Source organism: Prochlorococcus sp. MIT 1327 (assembly GCF_047304785.1).
Lineage (GTDB): Bacteria > Cyanobacteriota > Cyanobacteriia > PCC-6307 > Cyanobiaceae > Prochlorococcus > Prochlorococcus marinus_D.
Genome location: NZ_CP138972.1, coordinates 1,944,276 through 1,960,031 on the forward strand (window position 1 = coordinate 1,944,276; position 15,756 = coordinate 1,960,031).

15 protein-coding genes and 1 pseudogene are annotated in these 15,756 nt (G+C 52.1%); 5 read left to right on the forward strand and 11 right to left on the reverse strand.

Going from position 1 to position 15,756, the window contains the following annotated elements; all coding sequences use genetic code 11:
- Positions 1-5 precede the first annotated feature (5 nt).
- The 5 genes and pseudogenes from SIB80_RS09635 to SIB80_RS09655 all read right to left on the reverse strand — a co-directional run bounded on the left by SIB80_RS09635 (position 6) and on the right by SIB80_RS09655 (position 2,088).
- Positions 6-629 carry an RluA family pseudouridine synthase gene (locus SIB80_RS09635; protein ID WP_063419916.1) on the reverse strand — a complete coding sequence of 208 codons (624 nt, stop codon included), beginning with the start codon at positions 627-629 and terminating at the stop codon, positions 6-8.
- 68 nt (positions 630-697) lie between these two features.
- Positions 698-1,105 (reverse strand): hypothetical protein, encoded by a 408-nt coding sequence (locus SIB80_RS09640; protein WP_063406534.1) that lies wholly within the window; start codon positions 1,103-1,105, stop codon positions 698-700.
- Positions 1,106-1,173: 68 nt separating this feature from the next.
- Positions 1,174-1,338, reverse strand: a complete 165-nt coding sequence (locus SIB80_RS09645) for a hypothetical protein (RefSeq protein ID WP_205909598.1) — start codon at positions 1,336-1,338, stop codon at positions 1,174-1,176.
- A gap of 57 nt (positions 1,339-1,395) precedes the next feature.
- Complete coding sequence (locus SIB80_RS09650; RefSeq protein WP_205909599.1) at positions 1,396-1,557, reverse strand: hypothetical protein; 162 nt, start codon at positions 1,555-1,557, stop codon at positions 1,396-1,398.
- Positions 1,558-1,592: 35 nt separating this feature from the next.
- A pseudogene (locus SIB80_RS09655) lies at positions 1,593-2,088 on the reverse strand (hypothetical protein).
- An 847-nt stretch (positions 2,089-2,935) separates the two neighbouring features.
- Here SIB80_RS09655 and SIB80_RS09660 point away from each other — a divergent pair.
- Complete coding sequence (locus SIB80_RS09660) at positions 2,936-3,232, forward strand: hypothetical protein (RefSeq protein WP_236066050.1); 297 nt, start codon at positions 2,936-2,938, stop codon at positions 3,230-3,232.
- 254 nt (positions 3,233-3,486) lie between these two features.
- Here SIB80_RS09660 and SIB80_RS09665 read toward each other — a convergent pair whose 3' ends face one another.
- Positions 3,487-3,732, reverse strand: a complete 246-nt coding sequence (locus tag SIB80_RS09665) for a hypothetical protein (protein WP_370520970.1) — start codon at positions 3,730-3,732, stop codon at positions 3,487-3,489.
- Positions 3,733-4,222: 490 nt separating this feature from the next.
- Positions 4,223-4,468: a Nif11-like leader peptide family natural product precursor gene (locus SIB80_RS09670; RefSeq protein ID WP_063419908.1), complete on the reverse strand. Its 246-nt coding sequence runs from the start codon at positions 4,466-4,468 to the stop codon at positions 4,223-4,225.
- 142 nt (positions 4,469-4,610) lie between these two features.
- On the opposite strand from SIB80_RS09670, the gene SIB80_RS09675 reads away from it, so the two are divergent.
- On the forward strand, positions 4,611-4,973 hold the full coding sequence (locus SIB80_RS09675; RefSeq protein ID WP_063419906.1) for a hypothetical protein: 363 nt from the start codon (positions 4,611-4,613) through the stop codon (positions 4,971-4,973).
- A gap of 61 nt (positions 4,974-5,034) precedes the next feature.
- Here the strand turns inward: SIB80_RS09675 and SIB80_RS09680 are convergent, their stop codons facing one another.
- Positions 5,035-5,898: a carbohydrate ABC transporter permease gene (locus tag SIB80_RS09680; RefSeq protein ID WP_063419905.1), complete on the reverse strand. Its 864-nt coding sequence runs from the start codon at positions 5,896-5,898 to the stop codon at positions 5,035-5,037.
- Positions 5,899-5,901: 3 nt separating this feature from the next.
- Positions 5,902-7,524, reverse strand: a complete 1,623-nt coding sequence (locus SIB80_RS09685; protein ID WP_011130493.1) for a 2-isopropylmalate synthase — start codon at positions 7,522-7,524, stop codon at positions 5,902-5,904.
- 147 nt (positions 7,525-7,671) lie between these two features.
- Here SIB80_RS09685 and SIB80_RS09690 point away from each other — a divergent pair, with 147 nt between their 5' ends.
- Positions 7,672-9,240 carry a glycoside hydrolase family 57 protein gene (locus SIB80_RS09690; RefSeq protein ID WP_063419904.1) on the forward strand — a complete coding sequence of 523 codons (1,569 nt, stop codon included), beginning with the start codon at positions 7,672-7,674 and terminating at the stop codon, positions 9,238-9,240.
- Here SIB80_RS09690 and crtL read toward each other — a convergent pair.
- Both crtL and gyrA read right to left on the reverse strand, forming a co-directional pair.
- Positions 9,237-10,463, reverse strand: a complete 1,227-nt coding sequence (gene crtL / locus SIB80_RS09695) for a lycopene beta cyclase (RefSeq protein ID WP_346766606.1) — start codon at positions 10,461-10,463, stop codon at positions 9,237-9,239. The two genes, SIB80_RS09690 and crtL, sit on opposite strands and share 4 nt — an antisense overlap.
- A 2-nt stretch (positions 10,464-10,465) precedes the next feature.
- Positions 10,466-13,093 carry a DNA gyrase subunit A gene (gyrA, locus tag SIB80_RS09700; RefSeq protein ID WP_063419902.1) on the reverse strand — a complete coding sequence of 876 codons (2,628 nt, stop codon included), beginning with the start codon at positions 13,091-13,093 and terminating at the stop codon, positions 10,466-10,468.
- Between the two features lie 158 nt (positions 13,094-13,251).
- On the opposite strand from gyrA, the gene SIB80_RS09705 reads away from it, so the two are divergent.
- Together SIB80_RS09705 and SIB80_RS09710 are read left to right on the forward strand one after the other, a co-directional pair.
- Complete coding sequence (locus SIB80_RS09705; RefSeq protein ID WP_413351522.1) at positions 13,252-14,391, forward strand: CAAD domain-containing protein; 1,140 nt, start codon at positions 13,252-13,254, stop codon at positions 14,389-14,391.
- A gap of 75 nt (positions 14,392-14,466) precedes the next feature.
- A complete protein-coding gene (locus SIB80_RS09710; protein WP_063420037.1) occupies positions 14,467-15,630 on the forward strand; it encodes a GuaB3 family IMP dehydrogenase-related protein in 1,164 nt (387 codons plus the stop codon).
- The last annotated feature ends 126 nt before the right edge of the window (positions 15,631-15,756 follow it).

Genomic DNA, 15,756 nt, shown 5'->3' on the forward strand with positions numbered 1-15,756 from the left:
CTTACTTAATTTTCCTTAGCAGGAAGGAATGGATCCCTACTTCGTAGACGAAGCCTCAGACCTGTAAAAGGATGTCGAAAGCTCAAGGCTGTCGCATGTAGATACATCCTTTCAAAGAAAACGTCTTTTCCATAAATCGGATCACCCAAAATCGGATGTCCAACACTTGCTAAGTGTGCGCGCAATTGATGGGATCGACCTGTCAAGGGCCAAAGCCATAATGTTGAGCAGTTTGCGTGGCAGCTTCTAACCCTCCATTGGGATCGGCTTTCTTTCCCTTGCGGGTTCTTGCCATATAGAGGCGGATTCTTCTGTAGCCGAGCTATCGGGAAGCTGATCGTTCCAGCATTGCGATTCATCCGGCCAACCACCACTGCCAAATAAAGCTTGCGCACTCGCCGCGCTGAAAAAAGCATGCTGCAACGCCGCAAGCTCTCCGCCCCTCGCGCCAACAACAACAACCCTGAGGTGTCTCGATCAAGGCGATGCACCAATCGAAGCTCAGGGTCAATAAACTGCATGCGACCAATCAGAGAATCCTGCTGATCAACACCAAGACCAGGCTGACTCAATAAGCCTGGTGGCTTCTCCACAGCTATTAGCCAAGAATCCTGAAATAAAATCCTCATTCATTAAGCCCACGCGAGCTCAATGAACAGGCAGTGAAAACTGATCAGAAAATCATCAACGACTGAGATCAAAGTCGACCTCCTTGACGATGAATCGGACGACACCAATAAAGCAGCGCCAGCAGATTCAAAACGAACATCAGCAGGGACAAGCCACCAAGAGCCTGAGAGTCAGGCACCATCAATGCCTTATCCAAAACCAGGCGGACAATTCCGTAAGGCAACGACCCTGCTAAGGCCATCGATAAAGCAACAATGGCAACGATGACGCCCCATCGCCGCTCAGCCAAAAGGCCAGCAGATGCCACGATGCCAACGATGGCAGCCGGCCAGGCGAGGCTAAAGGCGAGGCTGATATTGGTTGTTTGCAGAGCCTGATTAGTAAATGCAACCACTCCAATAATGGGGAGGGCCGCCACGTTGGCTAGCAAGCCGATCCAGGCCATCAACCAATAACCACGAACCACAGCACTCATCACAAAGACCCTGACTAGTGCCAACGTAAGCAGGCCTACTAGACGCTTCTAAAAGAAATCAGGTTGATTCAGGAATTGGACTGAGCTCGCGGATCGACAAGAATGCCACCTTGAGAAGACTTTTCAGCAGCGGCGTCATTGTTTGCGGCCTCATCGCTAGAGACTTCTCCTGCATTCTCAAGAGTGGAAAACAGCAGAGCTATAGCTTCTTTACAGCCTAGAGGAGAGGCCATGACCCACTCAATCGAACCCAAGCAAAGGCTTTCAATCTCCAGGATCAGCCGCCTTAGTTAGCGAAGAGCTTTCGATACTTGGGCAGAACGTTGCAGGCCAAGATCATCGCCATCAAACTCCAATACCACATAACGGCGCCAATCTTCGCCCAGGTAAGTGAGCAGACTTTCGCTATCAATCGTTGGCCCTGTTAGAGACGCGGTCAAATCATCTGACATGACCATCTATGGCGCGGTGGACCAATCTCAATGAGCTAAGGCTCTAAGCGGTCGGCACAGTACTGCAAAAAAAGACTTTTCACTTCCTCAAAAGCAAGGGCCTGCACAAGGCGTGCCTCAACCTCCTCACGTTGTTGACTCTGGTGATAGAGGCGAAGCTCCCTCACCACCTCCGGAGAGCTCCGTTGCACAGTTAAGTGCTTGGCCTAGCTGATGATCTGCCAACAAGGGACCGTCCTTGCAAGCTTGCATCACATGGGCCGACTCATGGGCAAGCACTGTCCAAACCTCTGTCGGATCATCCTCAAGGTTGTTGGCACAAAGCAGCACTGCATTCCTGCCAACATGAAAAGCACCCATCAATCCTGATGGACAGTCAGCCGCTACCAGAGTATTCGTACCAGCCTGCTGCAAAAGGTTTTGATAACGACCAATCTGCTCCCAACTACTGGCATTGCAAACATCAAGCCAAGCCAAACCAGACACGGAAACCAGCAAACATCCCAACCATCGCAATAACACCACAGCCAATCGGGCAATCCTCTGTTCTTATTGGATATAGATCGGCCGCGTTGGTTGCTTCAATACACCGAACTTCTCCGGTTTTCATTCAAGCTCCTCAGAGCAAAAGTCCCCTAGGGATCCTCAACGCAATGACCGATTCAGCATGGGGTTGACCAAATGCGCTGAGCAGGGCCCTCATCAGCCAGAGGAAGGGGCGGGAGGGTCCCCACATTCAACCAAGACGAGTCAGGAGTTAGTCGTTCAAGGCCTGATCGGAAAGCCTTGCCAATCAGGCTCACAAGAATCCCAAAGATTAAATCATTTCTTAGGCCTATCCCTCCAGGAATCTCTTCAAGAAAAACCCTGCAAATCCCTAAATACGATCCGCCTAAAACTTCTGCGGAAATCAAAGAAAAAAGCTTTGCCGATACAAGTCAGATGAAATTCAAATCTCCGCAGACTAAATCTTGAAGCCAAAAGAGTCCGTCACCAATTCAAACCCTTATTTTCATCCTATCCTTGCAGTACATGTCGACAAGCCCCCTTGAGAAAAAGCTACAAAGAATCACCAAAAGACCAAGGCAAGTATTCTTAAATATTTAAAAATAAAGCCAACTTTTGCTCGAATCAAGCTTCAAACCCTGCCTTCAAAAGCATCAGTGCAGAAAATTTTACCACTGGACCTTGCCAAACTTTTCATGCATTCTTCTTGCCTAAGATAGAAAATCTATTAAAATTAAAATAGGGCCTCCTAGCACTCGCCACACTTTTACAAGTCAATGCACTGCCAACCCAAGCGCCCAATAGAACCTATAGTTTTCCAACCAGAAAGGCTGGCCATTTGTTAAAAAGACATTTCAGCACTGTCTCCAAGGTGTCACAAAAGAACCAACCACAAAGCCATCGCGCGCAGCTGCGCAATCAGCTCAGCCTGATTATTAGGGCTTTCACTGCACTGACAGGAGCTCTTTTGATTCTGCTACCAATGCAACCAAGCTGGGCTGCCTTGGACTATGCCAAGCAGGATGACATCCTTAGCAACACCAACATGCCAGAGGAAACCTTCGATTCGGCAATGTTTGACGACCTTCCTTTCGCACAACGCCGCCAAGCGCTCAGGGAGGAATCTGGGATCAGGCGTCGTGACGCCTCTACACCTCTAATCCCTTAAGGATCAGCATTTCACTCATCCAAATGTTGTAAAATTGGCTCATCAAATAGCGTCTAGTCAACCCAGCCAATGAATAGCCGCTGGACTGACAACCGGACTCAAGATCAGGCAATCAACAGTTAACCAGGTCCACGACATCCTTAGCAGCAATAGGAGTAACGCCTCTTGTATTTAATTTGTGTTTATACATCATCGCCAAGGCCCTAACTGTATATTTAGCCACTCGAGTATCAAGTTGGCACAATGGGTCAGCCTCAATTTCTGGGATAGCCCACAGTTCGGCAAGCCCCTCTACGCGTCATCACTTCAACACCAATAGCCCTTTGACTGATTGAGCAGTTAAGCCCCTGTCCATCACGCCAATTCTTTGCAGCGGCAAGAGCTGCTTCATCTGAGTCATATGGAGAATCCAGAACAGGGAGGGGAGTTCCATCAAGAGCAACCAACCTGTAAAGCAGTCGTTGGGGTGCCATATTTCTTCCTTTGCTCAACACACGCATAATCTCACGATTGTGGAAAAACTTGCAAAACCAGAAAACGATCTCTCTAGCAGTGTTCTTCCCTGCTAAAAACCTTTCTCTCTACTGAGCCTGCCATAACTTGATCAACAAGACTGCCACAGACTCTTTTTCAATGAAAAATACACTTCTATACATCCAGGAGGCCAGTGAAGATCAAGCAACTACTAGCTGTTCATATTTCAACCTCCAGCCTTTGAGCGATTGGTTCCTGCAGCAACAATCGCAGGTCGAGTTTTAGGGTTTACCACGAGATATTTACGGGGTAAATCCTGTTATTGCCATAACATAACTACTGTATTTATCTCTAAAAGCATGTATGCAATAATCAATGATTCAAAGTCATACTGAATTAATAGCCAGTCAATCGAAAAGGTCAAAGTCGAATTTATGGCGCCACTTTAACTTTAGGCAGCCAGCACACAAACTCCTATGGAGTCGTCTTGCTTAGTCGCCATCCTCATCAATCTTGTCAGCCTTGGATGAAGTGACGCAAACGACGAGACTCTTCAGCCATGCGGCGTTGCAATTCCACAGCAGAAAGAGAACCCTCATCGCGTTGTTGAGCAGCAAAAAGATCAGCTTCCGTCACATCAAGCCCACGGTCCTGCGCTAACTCCAGGAACTGCTCAACCTCGATAGCGTCCTCAAGTTGCTTATCGAGCAATGGATCCTCCTCCCTTAAAGCCAACAGACGGTCTAGGTCCTTAATCGACACGACCCCAATGCGAGAGTGATCGGTCTACATCAGCCAGCAGCAAATTGGCAGATGATGCGTTCAAGCATGCCTGAATTTGTAGCTGCATAGATGCAAAGTCAACACAGAACCGCTACACCCATAAAGTCTCCTTAACGACGGCATGAAGAACTGGAAAGGCTGGCGTCTGATTGGTGCCGGAGGGATGAGCATGCTGACAGTGCTTTTTATCGTGATTTGGCAAGCGGTTGCCAAGCAGACCAACACTCTTAACCAGGTTATGGAACGGCTGAGTGAGCTTGAACAAAAACCACAAACAAGCAGCAGCCGTTTGCTGGGCGAGCAACTACACAGCCTTCAGATCCGGCTCAATAATCAAGGGGAAAGGCTTAACGCACTCATCGAACAACAACGACAGATCACCAAGCCGCAAAAAGAGTCCATCCACAGTCAATCTGACCCATGGCGAATGCAACCTGACCCTCCAGCCACACCATCAGCTCCAAGGCTGTCACCACAACCTTGAGCTTCATAGAACCCTGAAAGTCTTGACAAGAGCCTGGGATTGATTCTTGGCGATCAAAAACCTATCCCTTCACCGCATCCCCACTTGCACTAGGGAGAATAAAACGCTGCAAAAGAATGAAGAGTGCCAGCACCGGCAAAATCGACACCACCGACCCAGCCGCCACAATTCTCCAGTCAAGAGAGAAGCTGCTGGCGAGCTGCTGTAGGCCGAGTGGAAGGGTGTAAAGGCTGGGGTCATCCAAGATCACCAAAGGCCAGAGGAAATCGCTCCAAGTGCCGATAAACACAAACATGGCCAGGGTGATTAGATCAGCACGAGCAGCCGGAATCATCACGTTCCACCATTCACCCAATCGACTACAACCATCGATTCGCGCAGCCTCTTCAAGTTCCACGGGCACCGTCAAAAAACTCTGTCGCAAGAGATAGAGCCCAAAGGCTGTTGCGGCCTGTGGAATCACCAAGGCCATCAGAGAGTTACGCAATCCCAACTGCACCATCAAAAGATACAAAGGGATCATCACCACCTGAAAAGGAATGAGGATGGTTGCCACCACAAGGGCCAAGACCAGGCCTCTTCCGGCAAAGCGCATCCGAGCGAGTGGATAGGCCGCCAGGGAGCAGAAAAGCAGATTGGCTACCACGGCCAAACAGCTCACTACTGTGCTGTTGAGCAAATAAATCCCTAGCGGATTGTCGGCGAATAGTCGCCAATACGCCATCAGGCTCGGTTCGGCAGGTAGTAAGGCTGGAGGACTAGTAAAAATCTCTTCAGCGGGCCCTTTCAAGGACGTGCTTACCAGCCAAAGCAATGGAAGGAGAATGACAAGCGCCAACACGATAAGGACCCCTAACTGAAGACCTTTCAGCAGTGGCGCAGCCAAGCTCTTACGCCTCATCTCCACATAGGAAAAACGCCCCATTGTTTAGATGCCTGACCGTAGATCAGCTAGCACAGCATCATGTTGGGGATGAAGAGACTGGCGACCGCAACCTGCCACCAGCCGATTAAGCGCATTCACAAATGCTTGAGCTGCAGCAACAACCACATCAGTGTCAGCGGAATGACCTGAGAAAAGCTGCCCATCCCGACGTAGCCGAATCGTGACTTCACCCATCGCATCAATCCCTTCCGTTACCGACTTCACCGAGAACTCGATCAGCTCATTAGGTTCGCCAGCTAGAGCATTCAATGCACGACAGACAGCATCTACTGGGCCGGTGCCCACTGCAGCGGCAGTCTGCTCCTGTCCATCCTCTTGCGCAAGAATGACAGTAGCCGTAGGCCTAAGACTGCTACCGCAACTGACTTGCACCAGTCGCAACTGAAAACGAGCTTCAGACTGCTGAACCTGTTCGCTGACAATGGCCTCAAGATCTCGATCGGTTATATCGCGCTTGCGATCGGCCAGATCCTTAAATCGTGCAAAGGCCTCGTCAAGATCCTCCCGAGTCAAGTCGTAACCGAGCTCCTCAAGGCGAGCTCGGACGGCACTGCGGCCACTTAGCTTGCCCAGCGAGATCCGATTGTCGCTCAGCCCAACCGTACGGGCATCAACAATTTCATAAGTCAGACGATTTTTAAGCACACCATCTTGATGAATACCTGACTCATGGGCGAAAGCATTGCTGCCTACAATCGCCTTATTGGGCTGCACCACCATGCCGGTGAGATTTGAGACCAATCGAGAGGTCTTGGTGATTTCCTCCGTGCGAACGGCTGTTAGAGGTGTAGGACTATCAGGTTCACGCCCAAAGAAGGGATTGAAATAACGCCGCCTCACATACAAAGCCATCACCAACTCCTCAAGCGCAGCATTCCCTGCCCGCTCTCCAATGCCGTTGATTGTGCATTCAAACTGCCGGGCTCCACTCTTCACAGCTTCTAAAAAATTGGCTACAGCCAGTCCGAGATCGTTGTGACCATGAACAGAAATAACCGCCTCATTCATGTTTGGAACATGGCAATCGATACCAGCAATCAACGCCCCGAACTCCGAGGGAGTTGTAAAACCAACTGTGTCGGGGATATTGATGGTGCCTGCCCCCGCAGCAATCGCAGCCTCGATCACCTCATAAAGAAACTCAGGATCGCTTCGAGCGGCGTCCTCACAAGAGAACTCAACATCATCAACAAGTGAGCGGGCGTAGGCAACCATCTCTGGAACAATCGCCAGAACCTCCGCCCGAGATTTACGCAGCTTGTGCTCCAAGTGAATATCACTCGTGGCAATGAATGTGTGAATTCGTCGTCGAGGTGCTGGGGCAACGGCATCAGCACAAGCCTTGATATCAGCACGCGAAGCCCTAGCCAAGCCACAAATGATTGGCCCTTCATCCCCACCAACCTGCTGGGCAATACGTTGCACGGCAGCAAAATCGCCCTGGCTGGCAAAAGGAAAGCCAGCTTCAATCACATCCACACCCAAACGAGCGAGTTGCTGGGCAATAGCCAGCTTTTCCTCAAGATTGAGACTTGCCCCAGGGGACTGCTCTCCATCCCTGAGGGTGGTGTCAAAAATCAAAACTCGGCCTGGATCCTTGGCCATGACAGCACCCTTCAGGGAGTTAGTCGAAATGACTATGAGTTAAGCGAGTCTAAGGGGGGACTGCCTACTGCGAAGCGACAACTCAGCAAACCAAGGTCGGCTTTATCAACAAAGTCGTTCTAAATTCAACTCCACTGAAATCAGAACGTGGGCAAAGGTGCTCTGGCCCTGGTTCTCCATGCCCATCTCCCATATGTGCGATCGGCAGAGCCCGGTTCATTGGAAGAAGACTGGTTTTTTCAAGCCCTGGTTGAGTGCTATTTACCTCTTCTCCAGGTTCTGGAAGAAGCTGCCGCAGCACCCAACCAACACCCCAGGCTCACGATCAGCCTCTCTCCGACCCTGCTCTCCCTACTCAGTGACGACGATCTAAAACACCGATTCCCCGCCTGGCTCGCTGTTCGTCTGGACCTCCTAGCCCAAACCTCCTCAGACCTACAACCTGCAGCGGACCACCTCGCTGAGATCATCCAACGACATCTGCATCAGTGGTTGGCATGCGAAGGCGATCTCATTGGTCGCTTTGCCCAACTTCAAAGGTCAAAGGTTGTCGACCTGCTCACCTGCGGAGCCACCCATGGCTACATGCCATTACTGAGGGAACACCCTGAGGCAGTGCGTGGTCAGTTGCGCACTGCCGTACGCGAGCACCACCGCCTACTAGGAGAGCAGCCCCTGGGAATCTGGCTGCCGGAATGTGCCTACTACGAAGGGCTGGACCGTTGGATATTCGATGCTGGACTGCGCTACACCGTGCTCGACGGGCATGGCCTCCTGCATGCCACTCCTCGTCCGCGTTATGGCGTATATGCCCCAATCTGCAGCCGAAATGGCGTGGCCTTCTTCGGCAGAGACAGTGATGCCACGCTTCCTGTCTGGTCAGCAGAGCAAGGGTATCCAGGCGACCCTTTTTACCGTGAATTTCATAGGGATCTTGGTTGGGACCTACCAATCGAACAACTCCATGAGATCGGGCTCAAGGAACCCAGACCCTTAGGGCTGAAACTGCATCGAGTGACAGACCAAACGTCACCCCTTGATGCCAAAGCAGTTTATGAGCCCGCCATAGCTTGCGCACTTACCAAAGAACACGCTCAGCTCTACCTAAACGGTCGCCGTATCCAACTTGATCAATTAGCTAACACCATGGCCATCGAGCCATTGTTAGTGGCTCCCTTCGACGCAGAGCTCTTTGGACACTGGTGGTTTGAGGGGCCAACTTTCCTTGCCGAAATCTTCCGCCAGGCCAGCAAGGAGCAGGTGTATTTCACCAGGCTTCGAGACGTCCTCACATCAAACCCCCAACTCCAACTTTGTGAACCATGTCCCTCAAGCTGGGGGCAAGGTGGCTACCACGACTATTGGCTCAATGACAGCAATGCATGGGTGGTTCCTGAGTGGAGCCGAGCCGGAAAAGCAATGGTGGAGAGATGCAGCCTAGGAGTGGCTCGAGAATCGGACCTACGGCTGCTGCAACAGGCTGCTCGAGAACTTCTCCTGGCCCAGTCCTCCGACTGGAGTTTCATTCTGAGAGCAGGCACAACCACGGAGCTTGCGAAGGAACGTATCCATCGCCACCTCAACCGTTTCTGGCAATTAATGCAGGCCATCAATGACAAGCAACATCTGCCCGAAGACTGGCTGATCACACTCGAATCGGAAGATGGGCTCTTCCCATTCATTCAAGCGACGGACTGGGCTCGCATTCGTGACTAGGTCAAAGAGGCCCCAAAAAGCATCCCCAACCGAATCTCCCAGGAGGAAAGCAAGAACAACCGCAGCATCACCATCAGAAGACGAGGTAGTGGCAGCGTGTTGGCCAGAAAACCTGCCCAATCCTCACGTGGCAACCGAAAGAAAGTGGCAAAGAAGCTGCGCAAGCGAGCTTCGTCAAAGCTCATCAGTCGCCGCAAACCAAATTGATAAAGGCGATGACGCTGCACAAGCTCCGGCGACCAAAGCACCTGCCACCCTTCCCGAGCAAGAGCGGAAGAATCCAGAGGAGGCTCCACAGCCATAGCCATTGCCAAATGCTTTGCCAATGCCGGAGCTCGACGTAAAAGAGCCCCAACCATGTAGCCCGAAGCAGGATGGACCATGCTTGCTGCACCACCAAACGCGAGCAAAGGTTGACGACGATCAGGCAAAGGCAAGTTCATCGGGAACAGGCAATATTCCTCATGGATCACTTCTTTAATCTCCACCCCGCGGTGAGACAAGCGTGCATGCAGCCTTTCCCTTAATTCACTCCAAGACAATGGAGGCGCGCAGGCAAGCGAAGTCTCCTCAACAAAAAAGATTCCCTCACCAAAATCCATGGCATAGAGAAAGCTGGGGGGTTTCTCTCGTTGTTCATCACTGAGATGGTCGGGACGAAAATCCATTAATACGAACTGACCAGACTCCACTGGTGATGAACTGAAGCGTCCCACGACGCCATAGGCCGCCTGCTCCGCTACGGGCCCATGATCAGGGCGACGGATAAATCGACTGCGATGACCACTGGCATCAATGACAACCCGTGCTCGATAAGCGTTGCCAGAGTGACAGAGAACTTCCGTATCTCTCCCCAACACCTTAATGCTCACAGCGGTTTCAACATTCCAACTCAATTCACCACAACGACTCAGCAATGAATCTTGTAATGCGGCTGGATCGAAAAGGCCGTAGTCGAAATGATGTTGAATTGGAGCAATACCCTCCTCGTTATCACCATCACCGAAATAGCTAACTGTGTTGGTCCAACGCTGGCCCAGTAAAGAAGCCATCCCAAGAGACTCAAGCTCCTCAGCCCAGATTCCATAAGTATTGGGCCATGGCTGCTCAGGTGTATGCGAGGCGAGGGCAGTCACTGCCAAGCCTTGCTCGACTAACTCAGCAACGATACAGAGAGCCGCCGGACCAGCTCCCATCACTAAAACATCCGTACGACTGGTCAATGTCAGATGGAAGGAGCGTCGTCAACCCCAGCCACTTCACTGGGATCAGATCGATCATCTGGCTGGTCCTGATCCTCAGAATCAGGCGGCACAAGCACCACCTCAGAGAGGCGATCACCTGCATCCAAGCGCTGAAGCCGAACACCAGTAGCAGCCCTTGACTGCTGAGGAATTTTATCGGCACTGGTACGCACAATCACTCCACGCTCGCTTACCAACAAAAGCTCTTCTCCGTAGCCAAGCACCCTTAAACCCACCAACTCGTCTCCTTCGCGCCTGAACTTGATGGCACGCAGACCCATGCCTGCACGTTTCTGCAAACGGAACTGATTCACCGGTACCCGCTTACCCAGTCCACTAGCGGAAGCAACAAGCACCCATGGTCCATCACTAACGACAACGGTCTCGCCGCTTTCATCCTGATCATCCTCAAGACTCTTGGCGACCTGATCGGCAAGCTCGACAGGCAATACATCCATGCTCACCAAGGAATCGCCGCCTCGTAAATTCATGGCACGCACGCCACGAGCAGTTCGTCCTAAGGGTCGTAACTCCTCATCACAGAGTCGGAAATGAATGGTCATTCCAGCCCTAGAAGCAATCAAAACACTGTCACCAGGAACTGCCAACCTCACCCAAGTAAGAGCATCACCCTCCTCCAAACCAATGGCAATCAAACCATTGGAACGAATCTTGCTGAAAGCCGATAGAGAGGTGCGCTTGATAAAGCCACCCTTCGTCAACATCAACAAGTGGGTGTCGTCATCGAAGGATATAACTGACAGAAGGGAGGTAATTGCCTCTTCACGGGGAATGGGCAAGAGCTGTACGACAGGTGTTCCCTTCGCTGTGCGGCTGCACTGAGGCACGCGATAAGCAGGAAGGGCATAGGAGACACCGCGGTCACTGAACAACAGCAACGTGTCATGGTCATTGCAGCTGATAAACAGCTTCACCGCCTCCTCACCTTGACTGCGAGTGCCTGCCTTGCCTCGTGTCCCACGACTAGTGGCCTCAAACTCGCTTACCGGCATGCGCTTGAGATAACCGGTCTCAGTGAGCAACACCACAGATCGCTCGTTGGCAATCAAGTCGATGTCTTCGAGCCCCCCTCCTAAATCGAGGATCTCGGTGCGCCGAGGCAAGCAATGCTTCTCGCGCAGCTTGGTCAATTCGTCCTCAATTAGACCGAAAACACGCTCACGTCGGCCAAGGATGTCCTTGTAATTGGCGATCTTGGTGACAAGATCCTCGTGTTCCAAACGAATCTTGTCAGCCTCTAAAGCGGTCAAACGCCGCAACTGCATCTGCAGGATGGCATCCGCCTGAATCTCCGTGAGACCATGATGCTCCTGCAACTGTTGACGAGCTGTAGCCGTATCAGAGGCAGCACGAATCAACGCGATGATTGGATCAAGCTGATCGAGAGCAAGCAAAAGACCCAACAAGATGTGGTCGCGTTCCTCAGCTTTACGAAGGAAATAGCGGGTCCGACGTTCAACAGTATCAACGCGAAAATCGAGGAATACCTGCAGCATCTTGCGCAGGGTGAGCAGCACCGGCTCGCCATTGACTAGCGCCAACATATGGGCGCTAAAGTTGCTCTGCAGAGGAGTGAGCTTGAAAAGATTATTGAGCACTACCTGAGGGTAGGCATCACGTCGCAGCTCCACGACAATACGCATGCCATCGCGATCGCTTTCGTCGCGAATATCAGAAATACCCTCCAGCTTCTTATCATTAACCATCTCTGCAATCCGCTCAATCAGCGCTGCTTTATTGGTCTGATAGGGCAATTCAGTAATGATCACTGCATCCCGGTCTGCTCGACCGGGATGTTCAATCGTCTCAATATTTGCCACGCCGCGCATCGTTACCGAACCACGACCGGTGAGATAGGTTTCACGAATACCACTACGACCAAGAATCTGACCACCAGTTGGAAAGTCCGGCCCAGGGATAAGCGTCATCAACTCAGAATCACTTAGCTCGGGATTACTGATCAGAGCCTGCAGACCATCGATTAATTCACTGAGATTGTGCGGTGGAATATTGGTAGCCATGCCAACGGCGATCCCTGAGGAGCCATTCAGCAGCAACTGAGGAATACGTGCTGGCAATACCATTGGCTCCTGTTGGGAGCCATCAAAGTTGTCTGCGTAGTCAACTGTCTCTGCTTCGATATCCTCAAGCAGACTGTCTGTCGTAAGCGACTGAAGACGCGATTCGGTGTATCGCATGGCCGCAGGTGGATCGTTATCGACCGAACCAAAATTGCCGTGACCATCAATCAACGGCATTTGCATGGAAAAATCCTGAGCCATGCGAACCAGCGCGTCGTAGACGGCTGTATCCCCATGGGGATGGTATTTACCCAGAACCTCACCAACAACTCGGGCACACTTTCGATAAGGCCGATCGCTCGTCAGGCCCAACTCATACATCGCATAAAGGATGCGCCTATGCACAGGCTTGAGACCATCGCGAGCGTCGGGCAACGCACGCCCAACGATCACACTCATCGCGTACTCCAGATAGGAGCGCGACATTTCAATGCGCAGGTCCGTCTGGATTATCCGATCGTCGGACTCGCCGGGACCGCCGTCACTGGGTCCCAATGGATCCGCCATAAAAGAGCTGGTTGCCAATAATCAGGTTATCTCGGAAGCTGAAGAATTGAGCCACCAGCATCAACAAAAACCAGCCTCTGCACTGTTAGGGCTTAATACAGCTAAAGGCTCAGTATTAAAGAGGCCTCTTAAACTATTTTGACTGTGATATTTGGACCATGAGCTCGGCTGAGGAATCCAAAGCAGAAGGAACCTCCGAAGCAACGGAAGGCACCGAGTCCTCATCTGAATCCGCTGAGTCCTCAGCTGCTGCAAATGACCTCAAAGTGAGTGCAGCCCAAGCTGCTCCCTCACAAGCCAACCCTACTGTCCCTAAGACACCAGCTCAACAACAACCTGCTCCAGTTCAAGACAGCCCTGCTATCTCCAAGCCAAGCACCATCCCCTCAAGCCCAACACCAACTCCCAAACCCTCAGGCGCTTCAGATGACCTCAAAGTGAGTGCAGCTCAAGCTGCTCCCTCACAAGCCAACCCTGCTGTCCCTAAGACACCAGCTCAACAACAACCTGCTCCAGTTCAAGACAGCCCTGCTATCTCCAAGCCAAGCACCATCCCCTCAAGCCCAACACCAACTCCCAAACCCTCAGACGCTTCAGATGACCTCAAAGTGAGTGCAGCCCAAGCTGCTCCCTCACAAGCCAACCCTACTGTCCCTAAGACACCAGCTCAACAACAACCTGCTCCAGTTCAAGACAGCCCTGCTATCTCCAAGCCAAGCACCATCCCCTCAAGCCCAACACCAACTCCCAAACCCTCAGGCGCTTCAGATGACCTCAAAGTGAGTGCAGCTCAAGCTGCTCCCTCACAAGCCAACCCTGCTGTCCCTAAGACACCAGCTCAACAACAACCTGCTCCAGTTCAAGACAGCCCTGCTATCTCCAAGCCAAGCACCATCCCCTCAAGCCCAACACCAACTCCCAAACCCTCAGACGGGCCCGAAGGCCTTGATCAAGGAGAGGAGTTGAAACTGCTTTTGGAGAGACTGCGCAACTTCTTCAAGTTGAGCAACTGGATTAAGCAAGACGATCAGACAAGCCCATGGCAACAACTGAGACGACCCGTTCTTCTCATTGCTGCATTGATCACCCTTGTGATTTTTGTTCGTATCTACGGCGGTATTTTGTCCACGATTGAGAGCGTTCCTCTAGCTCCATCTCTCTTCGAACTCGCCGGCATCCTCTGGCTGACATGGTTTTCAATCACCCGCCTGATCCGCAGCGAAGATCGACAGGATGTGATCTCCAAAGTGCGCACCCGATGGGAAGCCTTCCGTGGAACAACTGACAACAAGCCCTAGCTAAAGCTCCTTTTCCTCAAGGCAAAATTTGAATCACCCCAGTTGGTAACTTGGCGTGACTTTATTCGGTCTGTGGTGAACATTCAGCTCGGACGCACCAAGGTCGTTCGCCGGGCCTATGGCATCGACGAAACCGCCCTTGTTCCGGGTGGACGAACCGTAGACCCGGAGATCACTGACACCTGCTGGAACCTCGCAGGCATCGAACGTGAGATACCGATCATTGCGAGCGCTATGGATAGCGTTGTCAATGTCGATATGGCTATTGCCCTATCTCGCCTTGGAGCCCTCGGCGTAATGAATCTGGAAGGAGTCCAAACCCGCTACAAAGACCCCAACCCAGTACTGGATCGGATCTCCTCAATCGGAAAGGACGCCTTCGTGCCACTGATGCAGGAGATCTACAGCAAACCTGTGCAAGAAGCCCTGATCTATCAACGCATTAAAGAGATCAAAAATCAGGGGGGCATTGCTGCTGTGAGTGGCACACCCGTGGCAGCAATGCGCTTTAGCAAAACCATTGCAGAAGCGGGTGCTGACCTCTTCTTTGTGCAGGCGACAGTGGTTTCAACCGAACACATTGGTCCTGAAGGTCAACAAACTCTCGATCTCGAAGCCCTTTGTCAAGGCATGGGGGTCCCTGTGGTGATGGGTAATTGCGTCACCTACGAGGTCGCTCTGCAACTCATGCGTGCAGGTGCCGCAGGGGTGATGGTTGGCATCGGCCCTGGTGCTGCTTGCACCTCTCGTGGGGTTCTTGGCGTGGGCATCCCCCAAGCCACCGCCGTAGCGGACTGCGCTGCCGCCCGTGAGGACTACGAGCGAGAGAGTGGTCGCTACGTTCCGATCGTCGCAGATGGCGGCATCATCACAGGAGGGGACGTCTGTAAATGCATTGCCTGCGGTGCCGATGCGGTCATGATCGGCTCTCCGATCGCCCGAGCAGTGGAGGCTCCTGGTCGTGGCTTCCACTGGGGCATGGCCACTCCCAGTCCAGTACTGCCAAGGGGCACAAGAATCAAGGTGGGCAGCACAGGCAGCCTGGAACGCATCCTTAGAGGGCCTGCTCTGCTAGACGATGGCACCCATAACCTTCTAGGAGCTCTCAAAACGTCCATGGGCACTCTTGGGGCCCGTACGATCAAAGAGATGCAACAAGTTGAGGTCGTCATCGCCCCATCTCTGCTGACCGAAGGGAAGGTTTATCAGAAAGCCCAGCAGCTAGGCATGGGCAAGTAAACATTCCGATCGCAGACGAAAACCAATTGGATCCGAGAGAGGCCATGGCTAGTATGAATTCGTGAGGGCTACGGCCCACACACTCCTCACACACCCCGGCCCGACGAGCTCGGGCTTTTCGTCTTC

Coding starts and splice junctions, on each gene's coding strand:
- SIB80_RS09635 (WP_063419916.1), bottom strand. CDS start 629: ATGAGGATTTTATTTCAGGATTCTTGGCTAATAGCTGTGGAGAAGCCA.
- SIB80_RS09640 (WP_063406534.1), bottom strand. CDS start 1,105: ATGAGTGCTGTGGTTCGTGGTTATTGGTTGATGGCCTGGATCGGCTTG.
- SIB80_RS09645 (WP_205909598.1), bottom strand. CDS start 1,338: ATGGCCTCTCCTCTAGGCTGTAAAGAAGCTATAGCTCTGCTGTTTTCC.
- SIB80_RS09650 (WP_205909599.1), bottom strand. CDS start 1,557: ATGTCAGATGATTTGACCGCGTCTCTAACAGGGCCAACGATTGATAGC.
- SIB80_RS09665 (WP_370520970.1), bottom strand. CDS start 3,732: ATGCGTGTGTTGAGCAAAGGAAGAAATATGGCACCCCAACGACTGCTT.
- SIB80_RS09675 (WP_063419906.1), top strand. CDS start 4,611: ATGAAGAACTGGAAAGGCTGGCGTCTGATTGGTGCCGGAGGGATGAGC.
- SIB80_RS09680 (WP_063419905.1), bottom strand. CDS start 5,898: ATGGGGCGTTTTTCCTATGTGGAGATGAGGCGTAAGAGCTTGGCTGCG.
- SIB80_RS09685 (WP_011130493.1), bottom strand. CDS start 7,524: ATGGCCAAGGATCCAGGCCGAGTTTTGATTTTTGACACCACCCTCAGG.
- gyrA (WP_063419902.1), bottom strand. CDS start 13,093: ATGGCGGATCCATTGGGACCCAGTGACGGCGGTCCCGGCGAGTCCGAC.
- SIB80_RS09705 (WP_413351522.1), top strand. CDS start 13,252: ATGAGCTCGGCTGAGGAATCCAAAGCAGAAGGAACCTCCGAAGCAACG.